We start from the raw sequence: 17,861 nt of genomic DNA on the forward strand, positions 1-17,861 counted from the left end.
GTATGACTCCGGAGAATCTTATTTGATTTATTCGTAAATACCAGCGGCGAGGCGCCTCAACATTCTGCAATCAACAACATATAGCCGGGGCGGTCGCAGCAATTCTGCCCTGCGGTAGGATTTTTTTCCCCGGCGAAGATCAGCTTTGCTGCCAGCTCAGCCAACAATCGGGAATAGTCTTCGATTGATGTTATCTGTATCCCGTTTTCTTTAAAAATCTGCTCTATGCGTTTCAAATAAAGAGGCGTACTTGCGCATGATCCGTCACTGCATTGATCCAGCCCATTTCCGCGTTGGTAAAGGTCGCTGATAATCAATTTGCCACCCTTTGTGAGTACTCGCTTGAACTCTAGAATAGCCTTTTCCTTATTAGGGATCAGAGAGAGTACACATTCGCAGAAAACGGCTTCAAAACTGGAGTCTGCATAAGGCAGATTTGAACCGTCCGCGCGGGTCAGTGGCAGTCCTGCCTGTGCTTCGGAAAGCTGGCGCGGTGAATAATCCATGCCGAAGGCGTTGAAACCGTATTTCTCGTGCAGATGCTCAACCGTTGCACCCAGCCCGCATCCTACATCAAGTACACGTGCAGCTGATTTGAGCCGAGCCAAATCAACGGCACGGTCAGTGATGGTGAATCCCCCCGGGCGCAGGGTGTCACCGGCGGCATCGCGAAGGATGGGGTTTTCCCAGAGCGGAGTCCCAGTCATTATTTATCCTCCAGCATCCGTTCCACTTCGGCCATTTTTCCCAGTGCCAATTCTTCGGGAATGAGCACGAATCCGCAATCAGGGCAGGCAGGTAATTCTACATTGAACCTGCTATCAAGATATTCCAACTCAACGGGCGAAGGATGCAAGTTATGTCCACATGTTGCACACTTCCAAGAAGAAAAATCTTCATCCAGAACTTTCATAGTACTCATTAGTTGCCTCCTTGAGTCGCATTCAACAATTGGTCTCTATATTTTCCCTATTCCCAGTACCCGCATACGGTGGGACCAGACTCGATGGACCAAATAAGTATTGTCTTTCATCTCGTATTCTACCCAGTAGGTTACTGTAACTGGCCTAAATTGTGCCAGTTTGTGTCCGCTTTCTGTATTTTCAAGCACTTGCTTTGAATCCTGCACAGAGTGCAGTGTTTTTTGTACGTCTGATAAAAGGATGCGACGTTCTTCCATCATCTTTGTGGCTTCTTCAGTGAAATCCACAGAAACGGATTCATAGTTGTTGCGCGGTTCGGGCTGTTCGTTCCATTTTTCGCGGAGCAGGGTTTCTTTCAAACGGACTCTGTTTTCACGACGTGCAGAGTAACCGGGGGCGATACGTCCGGCCGGATCATCCTTGCCCTCGGAAAAAAGGATGTCGAGAATGTGCTGGCAGCGTTTTCCTGCCTTGGAGAGCATGTCGCGACACATGGCGCAGTATGTAATGCCGTCATATTCCAGTTTTTCGGCCCTGCGTTCAGCAACTTTGCGGGAAAGCGGTTCATTGGCATTGGCCAGCAATCCGCCGAAGCCGCAGCATTCGGTATGAGTACCGGAAAGCTCCGGTTCATCAAAATTGACATCCATTTTACTGAGCAGCAAACGTACATCATTCATCAGTTCATGGTTTTCGCGCGCTGAACATGGGTCCTGTAATGATAAAAGCTCAGCTTCCGGGTGCTGATCAAGTTGCCCAGCTTCAGAGCTTAGGATTGACCAAAGGGAAATGACATCCGCTTCGGGCAATCCCTTATGCAGGCTTTCCATACAGGACGGGCAGGCAGCGATAATCTGCGGGCGACCAAGTGACTCCCAATCCCGTTTCAGTGATTCCATTTTGCGATCAAACATCTCCAGCTGTCCGGCCCAGTCTGCAGGCGCACCGCAGCAGCGAAGCATAAGCCCGGTTCCGCCATCGAAAGTAGAACAAAGGTGTTCGTATGTCCGCTCAATGGCTCCGGGGTCGGATGCACTAAGCTGGCAGCCGGGAAAGAAAAGTCGCTTGCTTGTTGATGTTCCCGGCTGGTGCCTTATCAGTGCACAGGCTGAGGAATCTGCAAAATCCATATCACGAAAGGCGAATTCATGAGCCGAAGGCGGCATGTGTCCTTTCTTTACAAGATCCTGCCGGGCTTCGAGGCAGAGGTCCTGCATGGCGAAATTTTCAGGACAGACCTTTTCGCACAGTCCACAGAGCATGCAGGAATTGATCAGGTTGTTGGCCATGCGGGTGCCCATAACAATGGAGGCGTTGTTATAAATCTGGCGGGCATAAGCCTTGGGGTAACTCTTGAATTCTTCCAGATAAGCACAGTTGTTAACGCACTCCATGCATTCGCAGAGCATACAGCGGGAAGCTTCTTCAAGGGCCTGTTCCGAAGAATAACCCTCAGCAGGAACGTTTACCGGGGGGACAGCTTCAACTTTGCTGATATTGGTGAAAAGCCTTGTTTCAAAAGGGTCTTCGCGGTCGCGTCCGGCAGTAAGAGATGCCTTTTGGAGTTTGCGTTCAATGGAAAGCGCGCCCTTGCGACCTATAGCGAGGAGTTCGATGGAAGATTTTCCGCTTGCATCCGGAGCGGCGAACAGAAAGTCAATGCTAGTCTGCAAAGTCCCGGGGTCCACTTCACTTATTCCCAGCTGTGTACTGTTGTATGCCAGTGGATCGACGAATACAGCATCAAAACTTTCGCAGGCAGCCATGATTGTTTGCGGATCGGGCTTGCCGTGTTCCGCAAAGGAAACATTCATTTTGCCGAGCTGAGCCAGTTCTTTGTCAATGACTTCATTGCTGACCCGTTCCGCCGGGAGACTCTCTAATCCCTGTAACTTGTCTTCGCAGAAGAGAATAACGGTGAATCCCTTTTTGCCGAGATCCCATGCCGCAGCCAGCCCCGGCAGAAAAGCACCGAACACGGCAATATTCTTACCTTTGGGAGGCAAAGCCCGGAGCATGGGTGAGCGTTTGGCGTTTTCCGCAACAAATCGTTCCATCGCGGCCAGCTCAATACCGCCGCCTTTTTGAGAACGCAGACAGTCGTTTTGACAGTCTCCGTCACAGATACGGGCAGTTATGGCAGGAAAGGGCATGGTCTTGCAGAGCACTGCCCAAGCCTTGTCTATCTGGCCTGCAGCCAATAAACGGCAAAATTCCCGTCCATCCACATGCAGCGGACAGCGGGCTTTACATTTAGGCGGCTCTTCTTGAGTACACCTAGCTTCCCAGTCGCGTAAATTTTTTTGATCCATAGCGGCGAAGCCTCGATAAAAAAGTTATGATGCGTCTCGGCCTGAGGCAAAATAAATCCGGATTCGGGCGCATGCACCCGAATCCGGATTACATTTAATTACTTAGCCTTTCATAGCAGCGAGAACCTTCTCGGGGCGAGCCGGGAGATGGGTTACGCGTGCGCCGCAGGCATTGTAGATAGCGTTGATAACGGAAGCGTGCGGGGTGGTCAGCGGAAGCTCACCAACACCGGAGGCACCGTGGGGGCCGTCGGGACGTTCGGTTTCAACGTATACCAGTTCGATATCATCGGGAATCTGCTTGATGTAGGGGAAGCCTGCACCGACCATGGTGGAGTGCTTCTTGATGTCTTCGTAGTCCTCAGTGAGGGCCAGACCGACACCCTGTGCCAAACCACCGTACATCTGACCGTCAACAGCAAGTTTGTTGTTGATCTTACCGATGTCGGCAACGAGTTTCATCTTTTCAACCTGAACTTTACCGGTTGCGATTTCAACTTCTACACCGGACATGAACAGACCGTACATGTAGCAGGCAAAGGGGCTACCCTGACCGTTTTCGTCACAATCGGTTGCCGGAGCGGACCATTTACCTTCGTAACGGAGCTCTTTACCGGCTGCGACCATTTCGTCATAGCTCATGTAGGAGTTGTCTGCTTTGCGCATTGCATCCATCAGGTTGCGGCATGCTGCGATAATTGCGTTACCGATAACAACCTGTGAGCGGCTACCACCTGCGGGGCCACCGTTGGGGCAGTTGCGGGTGTCGTTCATAACCAGATGAATCTGCTCAGGCTTGAGGCCGAGGGGACGCAGGGTTTCGTGAGCAGTACCCAGACAACCGATGTCCGCACCCTGACCGTGGTCATGCCAGCAGTTGAAGAGGGTTACAGAACCGTCTTTGTTCAGTTCGATTGCGGATTCTGCGGTGTCAGGTCCGTCAAGACCGGAACCGTAGATACCTACTGCGATACCAACGCCGCGTTTGAAGCCTTCAGCAGCATCTTCAGCAGCCCATTTCTTCATCTCTTCATACTTGGGACGACCGGCGGTGAAGATATCTTCCAGGCAGTATACTTCAGGCTTGCAGCCGGTGGGAGTGGTGTCGCCCTGACTTTCGCGGTAGACGTTCTTTTCACGCAGATCGAAGGGGTCCATTCCGATTTTTTCAGCCAGTTCGTCCATCATGACTTCGTAACCGAATTCACTTTCAGGAGCACCGTAACCACGGAAAGCTGAACCCCATGCATGGTTGGTGCATACGGTTTTACCGAGGCCGCGGATGTTATCCAGCTTGTAACCGGCACCGATGAACTGAGCACCGCGCAGGGTCAGCAGGTCACCGAATTCGGAGTAGGGACCGTGGTCGCAGATCCAGTCGGTTTCCATACCGAGCAGGTCACCGTCTTTGCTTGCAGCAAGGCGGATGTCGGTGAAGAAGGGAGAGCGTTTACCGGTGTATTGCTGCTGCTGTTCCCAGGTGTAGTTCAGGAATACAGGCTTTCCGGTTGCGAGGCAGGCTGCGCCGACCAGTGCTTCCATGGTGGGGGAGAACTTGTAACCGAAGGTACCGCCAGCGTAGTTCTGAACCATAATCAGGTTTTCCAGCTCGACACCGAGACCGGGAGCGATCATGGCTGCGTGCAGATGCAGGCCGATAGACTTGGAGTGGATGTTGAGCTTGCCGTCATCATCGATGAAAGCGAAACCTACGTCCGGCTCGATGGGCATATGCGGCTGGCGCTGAACATAGTAGGAACCTTCGAGCACAACGTCTGCTTTGTCAAAGATGGGAGCGGTTTCTTCGCCCTTAACGATCTTCTGTTCAAAGTAAACGTTGGGGGTGCCGGGGTGGATTTCCATGGCGTCTTCAGCCATAGCGGAAGGAGCGTCCATGTATTCGGGCAGCTGTTCCAGTTCAACTTTTACCTTCTTGGCTGCTGCTTTCGCGATTTTTTCGGAAGTAGCACAAACGATGGCAATAGCGTCACCGTACTGGAAGATTTTTTCATCTGCGAGGATGGGGCGGTCCCAACCGTCACCTTTGTTGGTGGGGAAGGTGATCAGACCGGTGATGCGGTTTTTACCCTTGATGTCTTTGTAGGTAACAACCTTTTCAACGCCTTCCATTGCTTCTGCTTCGGAAGTATCAATGGAGATTACATTGGCGTGGGAAACTTCCGCCTGTACCAAAGCGCACTTGAGGGAACCTTCGGGCATGTTCAGACCAAGGTCTGCACCGTATTCGAGAGTACCTGTAACTTTGGCAACTGCGGTGGGACGGGGATATTTGGAACCCCAGATGCGCTGATCTTCGGGCATTTTGAACATCAGATCTTCTTCGCTCATGTCGCCGCGCATAACTGCTGCTGCGTCCTGAACTGCGTCAACCAAGGGCTTGTAACCTGTACAGCGGCATGCGTTGCGGTGCTTCTGGAACCATTCGCGGATATCTTCGCGGGTAGGTTTGGGATTAGCAATAAGCAGAGCGTAGGTAGAAACAACAAAACCGGGAGTACAGAAACCGCACTGTGCGCCGCCGTGGGCAATCCATGCGAGCTGGATGGGGTGCAGCTTGGTGGGGGTACCTATACCTTCTGTAGTGAGTATCTCGGTGAAATCTTCAACCCGTTTCATTTTGAGGGCACAAGTGCGCTTGAGTTTTCCGTCGATGATGACGGAGCAGCTACCGCACTGTCCGGTTCCGCAACCGATCTTAACACTGAGCAGACCGAGTTTTTCACGCAGAACACTGGCGAGGGTATCATCATTGTCGCAAATGATGAACTTTTCTACGCCGTTAACTTTTAGAGTCCGTTTAAGCATGGGGAGAACCTCCTTGAATTACTGCTGTTTATTAGCAGGCGTCCGAAAAGGACGTCGAACTATCCTCTATTTACCGAAAGAACACAGCGGGTAGCGGCAGGTATCGCAACCGGCACAGAATCCGCCGTGGCCCAACTCGGCGATTTCCATGCGGGTGGGGCGTTCGCCAGCCACAATCCGCGGAACTATAAGGTCGAAAATACTGGCCCGGTAGTACATGACGCAGCCCGGCAGCCCAACAATGGGGACACCGTTCAAATAGCCGATCATGAACATTACTCCGGGGAAGGTGGGAGAGCCGTAGGTTACTATTTCAGCACCTGTGGCCCGGATGGATGCCGGGGTCTGGTCGTCGGGGTCGACGCTCATGCCGCCGGTGACCACCACCATTTGCGCTCCGTCATCAATTGCTTTGAGGATCGCGGTGCTGGTCATATCGGGATCATCGCTGACAAAGGTCTGGCCGATGACTTCCGAATTGAGCTTGGAAAATTTATTGCGGATAACCGGACCGAATTTGTCCTTGATCCGGCTGTGGTAGACTTCACTTCCGGTAGTGATCAGACCCACTTTGAGATTGCGGAAAGGTTTTACGCTGACAATAGGGCCGCATTCACGGCAGATTTCTTCAACCTGCTCGATCTTGCTTTCGTCGATAACCAGCGGAACAACTCTGGTTCCTGCAACTTCTCGTGATTCAGTGATCTGGATGCCGTTGTGCAGTGTGGCCAGCACAACTTCGTCGATACAGTTGATGCGGTTCAGGGCTTCCACATTGATACAAAGCAAGCCCGGTGAAGCGACCATGTTAATACGTCCCTCGCTGATATCAGTGAGAGTTATTCCCGGTCCGGCAGCAGCTTTGGCAATGCGTCTTGCGGCATCGTTCTCGTGCAGCTGTCCGTCTTCGAGGGTAAGGATGTAAACATGCTCCTTGCCGATTTCTAAGAGTACCGGAATATCTTCCGGGGTGATGATATGTCCTTTTTTAAAGGCTGGGCCCTTGTATTCTCCGGGGACGATTCGGGTCATGTCATGACAGAGGACATTACCGATGGAGTCCTGAACAGGAACAGTTTTCATCATGAGTTAAGGCTCCGGGTTGAATTTGTGAGTGGCGGCTGTATTGCAAACAGAAGCAGCCTGATCCGTTTTTCATGTCAGCTGAATCTCTTTCGATATATCAAAAAAGACATAATTTTAGATGCTGAGTCATCGAGAAACATTATGAATGTAACTCTATGAGCTTGGGATTTATATGTCCAACTGGATACAATAAGTCAAGGAACACCAAGATATTGGTGGTTTGGAATCGTTCCATTATGGACAAGCTTGCACAGCCTTTGATTCATAAGGGTTGTCTTGGACGCACCTCATTTGACTGGAATCTACAGCAAAATTAGGTCCAAAATGGTATAATTAATAAAAACAGAGACTTGATGAGATTGTGATTTTTGTGACTGGATCAATATTTTTAAAAATATTTTTACAGTCTTTTATTTGATTGCTATGATAGTGAGTTTAATGTGTGAAAGTTCGCATAAAAAGCTGATCTCATGAGGTGTGTGTCATTTTGGGACAGTTATCACAAGGCAATGTGTCAGAAGCAGACTGTGCAGAATTGAAACAGTTTCAGCTTAGGAGGCAGGAGGGTTTTGCAGGGTTGCAACCTGTTTGTGCAGAATGGCAACCTGCCGGAAAATTGAGATTAAATTCCGGCAGGTAATCGGTATTATTAAGAACTCTGACAGCAGAATCGTTGCCAGCCCATCATTTCCGCTGCCGCGGATACGGTGGTTCCGAAGAAAATTGTCGGTTTGTCATCACGAAGGAAGTTGCCGATGGTATCGTTAACTATGGTTGACCCGGTGACAACCAACAGGTTTACATCATCAAGAACTTCTGCAGTGTTATCCGGTCCTTCTACATTGATTCCACACTTTACCGTTCCGATATTGTCCGGATCTAGATCTACGATGCGCATTTCAAAACGACCGGAAAGGGCTTTGATCATAGCCGGCTGGTAACCAATGAGTCCCAGTTTGGGGTTGCCGTATTCTTTTGCAATATAATCACCAAATTGAGGAGCGCAGAGAGCCGGACCTTCGTCCTTACAATGAATAGTCTGTTCGGCCTTGCCGAGGCTGCATTGCACAGCATTAAGGGCGGAGACGAAGATGGCGCGGCGAAAGTTATTGGTCAGGTCCATTTCCGCTATTTCACGCAGGGTATTGCTGAAATCCCCGTAACGGTCGGTAAATGCCTGTCCTTTGTAACCACGGAAATCGGCTTCCATGAGTTTTTCCTTTCCTCTCAGAAGAGGGAAGTCATCACCTTCAGGATTGCCGATGGCTTCTTCGGTGCTTAATGTACGTGCTTTTACTTCAATGCTTTCGTCGAGGATGCCAGCTGATTTCCAAATCTCATAGGCCCGGGACTGGACCTCTTTTAAAATTGATTCACTCATGATGTTTCCTGTTTAGTCTGCGTCAGAAAATTTTTTCAGCGCGCTGAAAATGGTTATGGAAGCGATGCCGATAATGGACGAGAGGACTGCCGCCCGTTCAAATTCACCGTTGAAGACCGCGTTGTATATTTCAAGGGAAAGGGTGTTGGTGCGGCCTATGACGTTGCCGCCAAGCATGAGGCTCATGCCTACTTCACCTAGTGAACGGGCCAAGGCCAGCAGGGTCCCGGCTGCAATAGCCCTTTTTGTGCAGGGGAGCAGAACCTTTAGGAATATCTCAGTTTCAGATTTTCCTAAGACTGCCGCAACTTCATGCAATTTTGCAGCTTCGGCTGATTTCAAGGCTGCCTGCACCGGTTTGACCAAGAGGGGTAATCCGGCAATGAAAGCCGCCACCACCAAGCCGGGGAAACCGAAGATAATGCTGTCCCCGAAAATTTCAGCAGCAGGGCCGCGTCTGCCGAGCAGGAAGAGGAGCACGAATCCCGTTGCCACCGGAGGAAAAACCAGCGGCAGGGTCACGGCAGTGTCCACGAAATTCTGCAGCACCCCTTTACTACGCGAAAGCCAGAATGCCAGCGGAACTCCTGCAATCAGCTGCAACACACCCGCTACCCCCATAACCTTGGCGGAGAGGACCAGCGGGCTGAGTGTTGCGCTGTCGGAGATGATAGCCGCAATATCCATGCTCTTAGTCCTGCATACCGTGGGCTGCTACGATTTTGCGGGCTGTGTCAGATTTCAAAAAGTCCATGAATGCGGTGCATTCATCCTTGTTTCCGGAGCTGCTCATCTGCTCCACTATAATGGTGATGGGCGAGTAAGCTGTTTCATCAACGATAACGAATCCGCCTATGGAATCCTTGATTTTGCGGGCGTGAGTCAGATTGATAAAGGCATAATCAACTTCACCCGCTACTACGTATGATGCGGATTGCGGCACAGTGGCAACCATGAGCAGTTTTGGTTCAAGGCTGGCGAAAATGTTTTTATTTTTCATGTATTGTTGTGCTGCTTTTCCGTAAATGGCCCGCTTGGTATCGGGCAGAGCAATACGTGAAATGTCTTTTGCAAGAAGGTCGTCTGAACCGTTAAAGCTTTTGCCTTTGGGATAAGCGATAACCAGCCTCCCCCGGCCTACTTTTTGGGTCGCGCAGCAATCCAGCTTGGATTTCTCCAGAAAAGATTTGTCGCCGAGGACCAGATCAACAGAGCCGCTGTTGCGGGCCTGAGCAGTGACCCGGGCCATGTTTCCATAGACCCGTTCTACTTCGTTTCCTGTCTGGTCCGTATAGGTTGCAGTCAGTTTGTCCACAAGTGAACGGTATCCCGCACCTGAGGCAATGACAATTTTAGCTTGGGCGGCAGCGGGTACTGCGAGCAGTATGAGAAGCAGCAGGGCAGATATTTTTTTCATTATAGATTTCCTACAAGTTCAAGGTGTGGATGTGGTTTTGGCTCAGGGCAGAATCGATTGCGCTGGCGTTCCAGCCACTGCGGTGATTCCTGACCGTTCTCAAGCACGAAGATGGAGTCTGCTAAATAGTAGGCTTCCTCCAGATCATGGGTCACGTGGATGATGGGAATATTCAGCTCTCTTTTCAGTTCGCGTAATTCTTTTCGCAGTCCTTCGCGGGTGGCGATATCCAGAGCGGAGAACGGTTCATCAAGCAACAGCAGTACAGGTTCGCGGGCCAGAGCCTGACAAAATGCCGCTCTCTGGCGTTCACCGCCGGAGATATTGGAAGGTTTGCTTTCAGCTATGTGGGAGATTCCGAATTTCTTCAGCAGGCCGGGAACGCACCCCTTATCCTTTGCTGCAAAGGCAACGTTTTTGCGCACATTCAAATGCGGGAACAGGGTGTATTCCTGAAAAACAAGACCCAGTCCCCGCTGTTGGGGTTTGGCAAAGTTTTGAGTGGCAGTGTCCACCCAGATTTTACCGGCAAGTGATATGTTTCCGCTGTCCGGTCTTTCCAATCCGGCGATGATGCGTACCAATGTGCTTTTTCCGGCACCGGAAGGGCCTACGATAGCGGTCAGGGTGCCGGGCTTACAGTCCAAGGCAACGTCCAGCGCAAAATTAGGCAGCTGTTTGCGGATATTAATTTTCAGGGTCATGATCTGCTCCGGCTGACTTTATTGAGTCGGTTTATGGCTAAGAGGGCCAGAAAGCTGACCGGGATGATTGCCAGCGACATATACAAGGCATCGTCATAACGCATGGCTTCGACTGCTTCGTAGATGGCGATGGAAGCGACTTTCGTTGAGCCGGGAATGGACCCGCCGACCATGAGGATTACTCCGAATTCACCAAGGCTGTGGGCAAAGACCAGCATGGCTGATGCCGCCAGCCCGGGCAGGCTGTTGGGCAGCACTACCCGGAAAAAGGTGGCGGTAGAAGAAAGGCCCAGCACTGCCGCGTTCTCCAGCAGCCGTATATCCAGTTTTTCAAAAGCCGCACGCATGGGCTGCACCGCAAAAGGCAGGTTATACACCAGCGAGGCCAGCAATATACCGGAAAAGCTGAAGACCATGCGTTCTCCGGTAAGGTCCCTCCAGAATCCTCCCAGCGGCCCCTGTGGACCCATGACTATGAGCAGTCCGAAGCCAAGGACCGTGGGAGGAAGCACCATGGGGAGAGAAACAACAGCATCAATTAAGCTTTTGCCTTTGAAATCAACGAAAGCAAGGATGTAAGCAATAGGTGCGGCAACAATTGGAATAAACAGTGTCGTAGCCACAGCCAGTTTGGCAGAGATATAGAGCGGGTAGAAATCCATTAGTCGTACCCGTATTTTTTCTTGATGGCAGTAGCCTCAGGTCCGGATAGGAATTCAACGAATTTTATGGCCGCAATTTTGTGTTCTGATGATTTGAGAATACAGGCAGCTTGTATTACCGGAGGCGCTTCTTTTACGACTGCAAAGCCGCCTTTTTTGCCTGTGGGGGTAAACATGGATGAGTATGCGCAGAATCCGGCGTCGGCAGCTCCTGTGGAAGCAAACTGAAAAGCCTGAGCAATGGACTGGGCATAAACGAGTTCCGGTTTAACCTGCTCCCAGAGCTTTGCGTGCTGCAATGCCATCATTGCGGCGGTTCCGTAGGGGGCGGTTTCTGTGTTGGCGATGGCAATTTTACTGAGTTTGCCGTCCTTAATTGTTTCCTGCCAGCTCTTTCCGATATTTTTCTTGTCCTTAGACCAGAGAACCACTTTGCCCTTGGCATAGACGAAGGGGGTCTCAGCCAAGCCGTCAGTGAAAAGCTTCTGGGGACGGCGTTCATCCGCAGCCAGAAAGAGATCAAAGGGAGCACCGTTAACTATCTGAGCGTATAGCTTTCCGGTGGAAGTATATGTGGCTTGAACTTCAAGACCACTTACTTCTTTGAAAGCGGGAATAATTTCTTTCATGGCAGGCATGAAGTTGGCTGCCTGCGCGATCATAAGGTCGGCAGCGCTGGCTTTAAGGGGTAAAGCAAGCAATAGGATCAAAAGGGGGGTGAGGATGAGGGCACTGATTCGTTTCATTATCTGTTCTCCATTTTGAAATTGAGGTCTTCCTGAATTGGCTTTATCAGTGTCTTATGCTTATGCAGGGAGCGGTAAAAATTTCAAACCGGTCACGCATTCTAATAAAAACGTGACTGCTCGAAGGGTTATTCAAGTGCAGAACAAAGGGACTGGAAATAAGAAATCTCATGTCGGAGAAAGCAGGCTTGCTCCTGCGGAAGTATTTGATGTTCCTGAAAATATTCTTCATCTTGATAGTCGGGAACTATCCGCTCTCGAAAAAGAATTCCGTAGCTGGAAGGATAGGGGGGGGCGTGCGGATTACGTCCGGTCCCGCACAAGGGTATATTGCCTGTTTCTGGTTTTGCGGCATACCGGGGCCAAGCTTGGTGAGATTCTCGGACTCGATGAAAGCAGAAATATTGATCTTCCCAAGGCAGTAATCATGCTTGGCAAGGACGGACACGAGAGGGAAGTACCTTTGCCGCAATCAGTCTGCCGAGAGCTTAAGGGGTTGATTGACGGTCCTATGGGGAGCGGTCTTGAGGGGGAAATTTTCCATCTAGACCCCGGCTATGTGCGAAGAACTTTTTATGAGCGAGCCGATGCCTGCGGACTGGAACGCAAAAAAGGCGCGCCTTCGGTGCTGCGTCGCTCAAGGGCTGTGGAATTATTGCGTAACGGTGTTCCGCTGGGAGTGGTTCGCAAGGTTCTTGGGCAGTCTTCAGCTGATCTTGCTGCAGTTTATCAGGAATGGTCTTCCGGTGATGTAAAGAACATTGTCCGCCGCATGGCTCTTGAGGAGACCGCACTTAAGTCCAGTGCCCGTAATACTTTTATTGGTCAGGTAAGTTCAGTGCGCCGTGACGGTGTGTTGGCAGATGTAGAATTTGAGACCGCCGAAGGATTTACCATCAGCTCGGTTATCACCCTAGAAAGTTTATACAAGCTTGATCTTGAAGTGGGCGTATCAGTTTCCGCTACAGTCAAAGCTCCATTGGTGGCGGTTCGTCCTCTAAAGGGAAAGGGCACAAGCTCCCGTAATTGTGTTCCTGCGAAAGTAACATCAATCAAGCAGACAGAAATTCTGGCAGAAGTTTCCGGTGAATCTAAGGGCGGGGTCCAGATGTGCGCGCTGGTCACCTCATGGTCAATTGAAGAAGAAGGTTTGGCTGAGGGTGCTGATGTGGAATTTTGCTTTAAGGCTTTATCTGTTGTTCTGCATGCGGTCTAATTTTTATTTACCTGCTGCTTATGTTATAATGTCATATTGAGTTCCTTTTGGCATAGAATGACCGTTTATGGTGATGGTTATGCATTATGTCATGTGAGCAGCAGGTGGTGCGCGTGCGTTATTTTTTCTTTGTTTTTGTTACGCTTTGCATTTCTTTATTTACCCTCCCGACTTCATCTTTTTGCAAGGGTAGCAATGAGCTGACTGATAGGATGGAGGTCGTCTTTCTTAATCCCGGTAAGTCAGATCCAAGTGACCCCACAGGTGGATTCTGGCGTGAGGTTAGTTCTTTCATGCTGGCCGCCGCAGATGACTTGGGCATAGATTTAGAAGTCATGTATTCTGAACGTAATCATGTTCTAATGGTTAAAGAAGCAGCGGAAGTACTTAACCGGAAGCATCTTCCTGATTATCTTATTGTGGTTAACGAGAAGCTTGCTGCCGGGAAGATAATTGCTCAAGCTGATGCAAAAGGTGTTAAGGTTTTCAATCTTTTGTTGGATTTTTACGGAGATCAGGCCGAGACCTTGGGCGTCCCGAGGGGAAAATTTAAAAATTGGATTGGCGGTCTGGTTCCTGATAACCGTTGGGCCGGATATAATCTGGCGAAGAAGCTGATAGAAAAAGCAGTAGAGCAGGGGATTGCTCAAAAGGATGTAAAGCTTTTGCCCATTGCCGGAGACTATGTCACTCAGGCAACCCTGCTCAGGAATGCTGGATTGGGTTATGCGCGTGCTGATTTCTTTGAAGCAAAAATTCTTCCTGAGATTCATTGCTTGTGGCGTAAAGATAAGGCCTTTGATCTGGTTAGCAAATTTTTAGTCCGTGACCCAAAAGTAAATGTTATCTGGGCCGCTAACGATCCTATGGCGCTGGGTGCCATTGAGGGGATAAAAAAGAATGACCTGATTCCGGGTAAGGATGTTTTGGTCGGTGGAATAAATTGGGATAAGCCGGCTCTGGAGGCTGTAAGAAAAGGCTCGTTGGCTTTTTCCGTGGGCGGTCATTTTATGACTGGAGGCTGGGGGCTGGTCATGCTTTATGATTATCACCACGGCTACGACTTTATTGGAAAAGCAGGACCATCGATCAGGAAGAGGATTTTTTGCGTTGTGGACGAACATAATGTGGAGCGATTTTTAAAACGATTCGGTTCCCGCGACTGGTCTAATATTGATTTCAGGAAATTTTCAAAAGCCTACAATAAGACAAACGCTGATTACGATTTTTCGGTGAAGGCTTTATTGAAGAATTAGGGCTGTGATTATTTGTTTTGGATGTTTGTTGTCGGAATTTCCCGGTTGTGCTATCAGTTAACCAACTATAATTAAATCAATGGAGTTGAACCATGAATGAAAGAACAGGAATAATCACTTTTCAGGGCAATCCCCTGACACTTCTTGGCAATGAAATTAAAGTGGGTGACAAGGCCCCCGGATTCAACGTTACTGACAATGGACTTGCTCCCAAAGCTCTGTCTGATTTCGCAGGCAAAGTTTTGATTATTAGCGCAGTACCTTCTCTTGATACCCCGGTCTGCGATATGGAGACTCGCAGGTTCAACAATGAGGCCGCATCCCTTGGTGAAGACATCAAGATCCTGACTCTGTCCATGGACCTGCCGTTTGCTCAGGCCCGTTGGTGCGGTGCTGCCGGAGTTGAAGCAGTGCAGACCCTTTCCGATTACAAAGAATCCTCTTTTGGAGAAGCTTACGGCGTGCTGATCAAAGAACTGCGTCTCCTCAGCCGTGCTGTTTTTGTTGTGGATAAAGAAGGTGTCGTTCAGTACGTAGAGTACTTGAAAGAAATTACCGAAGAACCGAACTATGATGCAGCCCTCGCTGCCGCTAAGAAGTTGGTTTAGTATTAATCAGTATAAAATTTAAAAGCCTCTTTCCGATTATCGGTAGAGGCTTTTTCTTTTAGCTTTAGACTTGACCGCAAAATATGTACTGATATAAAGACAAGTTCAACCAAAAGCCAACGTAGCTCAGTCGGTAGAGCAGCTGATTCGTAACCAGCAGGCCGTCGGTTCAATTCCGATCGTTGGCTCCATGAATATCAAAGGCTTACGTCCGTATAGACGTAAGCCTTTTTTGCTGTTTGATGATTTGGTGACGGTATTGGTGACGGTATGGATTCGGTCTTGTGCGTGATGGTTTGTATCTGTCATTCCACTTCATGGGATGGGCTAGCTTTGTATTTGGGATTTCCATGCCCTCTTCCCCGTCGATATTTTGTGGGGAGGGCTCTAAATATTTTTTTGGCGATATCAATGCCTCGTTTTGGTAAATCAGGATTCCTCTTTACTCTGTCCAGAAATTCATTTTCAGTTATCTTTTCTTTTTTAGGTATATCGGTCTTATGGTCTTCAATGATTTTTGCGATTTCAGATACCGATGCTTCGATATATTTTTCTCTGTTTTCATCCGTTGCAGTTCGCTTGTCTTCTATTTCTTTCTTAAGGTCTTTTAATTCTTGTTTTGTTTTTTTGTATTTGTGAATCAAGGCTGGGATATTGTCGTGCATGATGGGGCTGAAATATCCATTTTCAACGACTTCTTGCGCAAGTTCAGCTAGGTGTTTGTTGGAATAGTCAAATATGCTCCTGAGTATATTCTCGGCGCGGCTTTTGTTCTCGTTCTCCTCAATGTATTTTATTAATTCATATATAGTTATGTATCTCTCAAGCGATTTTCCTATCAGAGGTTGGTTAGTGTGTGCCTGTGTTAATGTTCTTCTAGATGAAATTTTATTTTCTTGAATTAACTTCAATAGTCTTGCTCTTGAACAGTCTAAGAGCATAGACGCTTGTGTGAGGCTTATCTCTAGTGATAAATAAGGTTGTTCTACATAGTGTGTGCCTATAGTGTTATAGAAGTATTCGTCCCAGAAATGTTCTGCAGTCATTACACTGCTGTAAATTCCTAAAAGATAAATTTTAGAATCGGCTTCTGTTCCAAGAATGTAGTAGTTTTGAAATTTATATTTTATTAATTTGTATTTATCTTTGATCAAATTCTTTGAAAACTCTGTGCCTACTAGGTCCGAATATTTAGTGTCTCCTTGATGTATGCTTAGCAGTATTTTAAGCACCTCACTGTGTTTGTAATGTATTGCGCTAGAGAAACCTGCTGTGATGAATAAATTATCATTCTTAGTACTGTCGACAATTATTTCATTCTCGGCAAAAAGCTGGACTACTGGTTTAAAATAGTCGTCTTCAATTTCTTTAATACGCTCTTTGATTGACATTATATCTTCGTCAGAAACAACGCATTCTCCTGCCAGCCTCTGTGCCCACTCAATGAATTTTCTCATGTCTCCTGTGAATTGTCCGTTGGTCTGATCAGTACCGATAACAAATGGATAACTTTTTAAGTCTTTGGGGCGTTGCATGATTTCTCCTTATTTGAGCGGAACACTCATGGTCCTTTGATAAATGTGAAATAAAAAAATTTTACAGAAGAGTCTTTTTTTAGCTTTAAAAAGTTTTTATTTGATTTATGTGCTCGAAATTAATGATTTTATCTATTCGTGTCCACTCCTCCATTTTTCTATGTTTTTTAATGTCATTTTTAGATGGTTTTAATTTTTCAGAAATGAGTTGGAATTTTAACTGTTAGTGAAATCTCTTTTTTTTATGCCCTTTTTTTTAGTTCAAGCTCTTTCTCTTACGATTTCACAGTGTTCTGATCTCTGCAAGCCGAGGCCACGGCTAAACAGAATTAGAGCTCTATTTCCAAACTATAATGGAGGACAGATGAAAAAATCTGAACTCAAGCGAAAGATCATTAAATATTTAAGGGGAAATTTGCCCATTGTCGTTTCACGCAAGGTTTTGTCCGAAAATTTAGGAGGTCTTGTGTGTGAGCGAACGCTCGCCAACATGGACAGTACGGGTGAACGGTGCATTTCGGAAAAGGTGAAGTTTGGACGAAATGTCGGCTATCCGCGTGATGCGGTGCTGAAATGGGTGGATGAGCATTTAGTCATTTGTGAAGAAGAAACAGACGACGAGGTTCTGGAACAATTAAATGATGCCACTAACTAATGTAGCTACACGTATCAAGATTTACCTTCCCGTTGAAGGGCGGGCAAGGAAATAGTTGAGGTAACTTTCATGTTCAAAGATAAGAATTATCCTCCCGATGTCTGCCTAGATGGAGTGATCAATGAAGAGCTCCGTGACGGAATTGTCGGCAGTATTGTGGATTGTTTAGAGGAACTGGTTCTCCGTCTCCCGGGGAATCATTGGGATAACATTAGCCATGTTGAAATTTGCTGTGTTCCTAACACCAAAACTAAAGAGAAAAATTATGATTAAAAAAACTTTAGTTCCAGAAGTTGTTTCGAATATCGGTAATGGTGAGGTCAAGCAAGTTGTAAGTTCTTTTTATAAAGAGGCTGAAGATAATTTGCGTACCACTGTCCGAGTAGCAAGTGGGTTAATTCCCGAAGGTCAGCGTACTGGAGTAAATGTAAAAGTTGAGGGGCCATCTCTTATGATTTCAGTAAAAGATTCTGGAGAGTTGGTGCAGATAGAAATGACTCCGCATGTCCTGACCTTTACTATGCCTTAACAATA

At 48.2% G+C, this 17,861-nt stretch carries 18 protein-coding genes and 1 tRNA gene; 7 read left to right on the forward strand and 12 right to left on the reverse strand.

Annotation, left to right across the window (positions count from 1 at the left end; all coding sequences use genetic code 11):
- Window positions 1-56 precede the first annotated feature (56 nt).
- From trsM to modA (ACNI23_RS16925), 11 genes are all read right to left on the reverse strand, one after another.
- Window positions 57-707 (reverse strand): DVU_1556 family methyltransferase, encoded by a 651-nt coding sequence (gene trsM / locus ACNI23_RS16875; RefSeq protein ID WP_420250447.1) that lies wholly within the window; start codon window positions 705-707, stop codon window positions 57-59.
- Window positions 707-922 (reverse strand): DVU_1557 family redox protein, encoded by a 216-nt coding sequence (locus ACNI23_RS16880; RefSeq protein WP_420250448.1) that lies wholly within the window; start codon window positions 920-922, stop codon window positions 707-709. Before ACNI23_RS16880 ends, trsM begins: the two co-directional genes overlap by 1 nt.
- A 36-nt stretch (window positions 923-958) precedes the next feature.
- Window positions 959-3,235, reverse strand: a complete 2,277-nt coding sequence (locus tag ACNI23_RS16885) for a pyridine nucleotide-disulfide oxidoreductase/dicluster-binding protein (RefSeq protein ID WP_420250449.1) — start codon at window positions 3,233-3,235, stop codon at window positions 959-961.
- Window positions 3,236-3,337: 102 nt separating this feature from the next.
- A complete protein-coding gene (locus ACNI23_RS16890; RefSeq protein WP_420250450.1) occupies window positions 3,338-6,061 on the reverse strand; it encodes a molybdopterin-dependent aldehyde oxidoreductase in 2,724 nt (907 codons plus the stop codon).
- 66 nt (window positions 6,062-6,127) lie between these two features.
- Window positions 6,128-7,147 carry a molybdopterin-binding protein gene (locus tag ACNI23_RS16895; protein ID WP_420250451.1) on the reverse strand — a complete coding sequence of 340 codons (1,020 nt, stop codon included), beginning with the start codon at window positions 7,145-7,147 and terminating at the stop codon, window positions 6,128-6,130.
- Window positions 7,148-7,796: 649 nt separating this feature from the next.
- Window positions 7,797-8,528, reverse strand: coding sequence for a Rossmann-like domain-containing protein (locus ACNI23_RS16900; RefSeq protein WP_420250452.1), 732 nt, complete (start codon window positions 8,526-8,528; stop codon window positions 7,797-7,799).
- Window positions 8,529-8,540: 12 nt separating this feature from the next.
- Complete coding sequence (locus ACNI23_RS16905) at window positions 8,541-9,215, reverse strand: molybdate ABC transporter permease subunit (RefSeq protein WP_420250453.1); 675 nt, start codon at window positions 9,213-9,215, stop codon at window positions 8,541-8,543.
- Between the two features lie 4 nt (window positions 9,216-9,219).
- Window positions 9,220-9,945 carry a molybdate ABC transporter substrate-binding protein gene (gene modA / locus ACNI23_RS16910; RefSeq protein ID WP_420250454.1) on the reverse strand — a complete coding sequence of 242 codons (726 nt, stop codon included), beginning with the start codon at window positions 9,943-9,945 and terminating at the stop codon, window positions 9,220-9,222.
- Complete coding sequence (locus tag ACNI23_RS16915) at window positions 9,945-10,649, reverse strand: ATP-binding cassette domain-containing protein (protein WP_420250456.1); 705 nt, start codon at window positions 10,647-10,649, stop codon at window positions 9,945-9,947. The genes modA (ACNI23_RS16910) and ACNI23_RS16915 overlap by 1 nt, the downstream gene beginning before the upstream one ends.
- Complete coding sequence (gene modB / locus ACNI23_RS16920) at window positions 10,646-11,311, reverse strand: molybdate ABC transporter permease subunit (protein WP_420250457.1); 666 nt, start codon at window positions 11,309-11,311, stop codon at window positions 10,646-10,648. The genes ACNI23_RS16915 and modB overlap by 4 nt, the downstream gene beginning before the upstream one ends.
- Complete coding sequence (modA, locus tag ACNI23_RS16925; protein WP_420250458.1) at window positions 11,311-12,057, reverse strand: molybdate ABC transporter substrate-binding protein; 747 nt, start codon at window positions 12,055-12,057, stop codon at window positions 11,311-11,313. The genes modB and modA (ACNI23_RS16925) overlap by 1 nt, the downstream gene beginning before the upstream one ends.
- A 136-nt stretch (window positions 12,058-12,193) precedes the next feature.
- On the opposite strand from modA (ACNI23_RS16925), the gene ACNI23_RS16930 reads away from it, so the two are divergent.
- From ACNI23_RS16930 to ACNI23_RS16945, 4 genes are all read left to right on the forward strand, one after another.
- Window positions 12,194-13,273 carry a TOBE domain-containing protein gene (locus ACNI23_RS16930; protein WP_420250459.1) on the forward strand — a complete coding sequence of 360 codons (1,080 nt, stop codon included), beginning with the start codon at window positions 12,194-12,196 and terminating at the stop codon, window positions 13,271-13,273.
- 212 nt (window positions 13,274-13,485) lie between these two features.
- The gene (locus ACNI23_RS16935) at window positions 13,486-14,529 is read left to right on the forward strand and encodes an ABC transporter substrate-binding protein (protein WP_420250460.1); all 1,044 of its coding nucleotides are present in this window, start codon (window positions 13,486-13,488) and stop codon (window positions 14,527-14,529) included.
- Between the two features lie 92 nt (window positions 14,530-14,621).
- A complete protein-coding gene (gene tpx, locus ACNI23_RS16940) occupies window positions 14,622-15,137 on the forward strand; it encodes a thiol peroxidase (RefSeq protein ID WP_420250461.1) in 516 nt (171 codons plus the stop codon).
- A 115-nt stretch (window positions 15,138-15,252) separates the two neighbouring features.
- Window positions 15,253-15,328, forward strand: a tRNA-Thr gene (locus ACNI23_RS16945).
- Between the two features lie 114 nt (window positions 15,329-15,442).
- Here ACNI23_RS16945 and ACNI23_RS16950 read toward each other — a convergent pair.
- Complete coding sequence (locus tag ACNI23_RS16950) at window positions 15,443-16,672, reverse strand: hypothetical protein (RefSeq protein WP_420250462.1); 1,230 nt, start codon at window positions 16,670-16,672, stop codon at window positions 15,443-15,445.
- Window positions 16,673-17,036: 364 nt separating this feature from the next.
- Here ACNI23_RS16950 and ACNI23_RS16955 point away from each other — a divergent pair, with 364 nt between their 5' ends.
- From ACNI23_RS16955 to ACNI23_RS16965, 3 genes are all read left to right on the forward strand, one after another.
- Entirely contained in the window at window positions 17,037-17,327 is a 291-nt protein-coding gene (locus ACNI23_RS16955; protein WP_420250463.1) for a hypothetical protein, read from the forward strand.
- A 69-nt stretch (window positions 17,328-17,396) separates the two neighbouring features.
- Entirely contained in the window at window positions 17,397-17,600 is a 204-nt protein-coding gene (locus ACNI23_RS16960) for a hypothetical protein (protein WP_420250464.1), read from the forward strand.
- Window positions 17,593-17,856, forward strand: a complete 264-nt coding sequence (locus ACNI23_RS16965) for a hypothetical protein (RefSeq protein WP_420250465.1) — start codon at window positions 17,593-17,595, stop codon at window positions 17,854-17,856. Before ACNI23_RS16960 ends, ACNI23_RS16965 begins: the two co-directional genes overlap by 8 nt.
- The last annotated feature ends 5 nt before the right edge of the window (window positions 17,857-17,861 follow it).

Origin of the sequence: Maridesulfovibrio pacificus (SeqCode), assembly GCF_048612815.1 — a bacterium.
GTDB lineage: Bacteria > Desulfobacterota > Desulfovibrionia > Desulfovibrionales > Desulfovibrionaceae > Maridesulfovibrio > Maridesulfovibrio pacificus.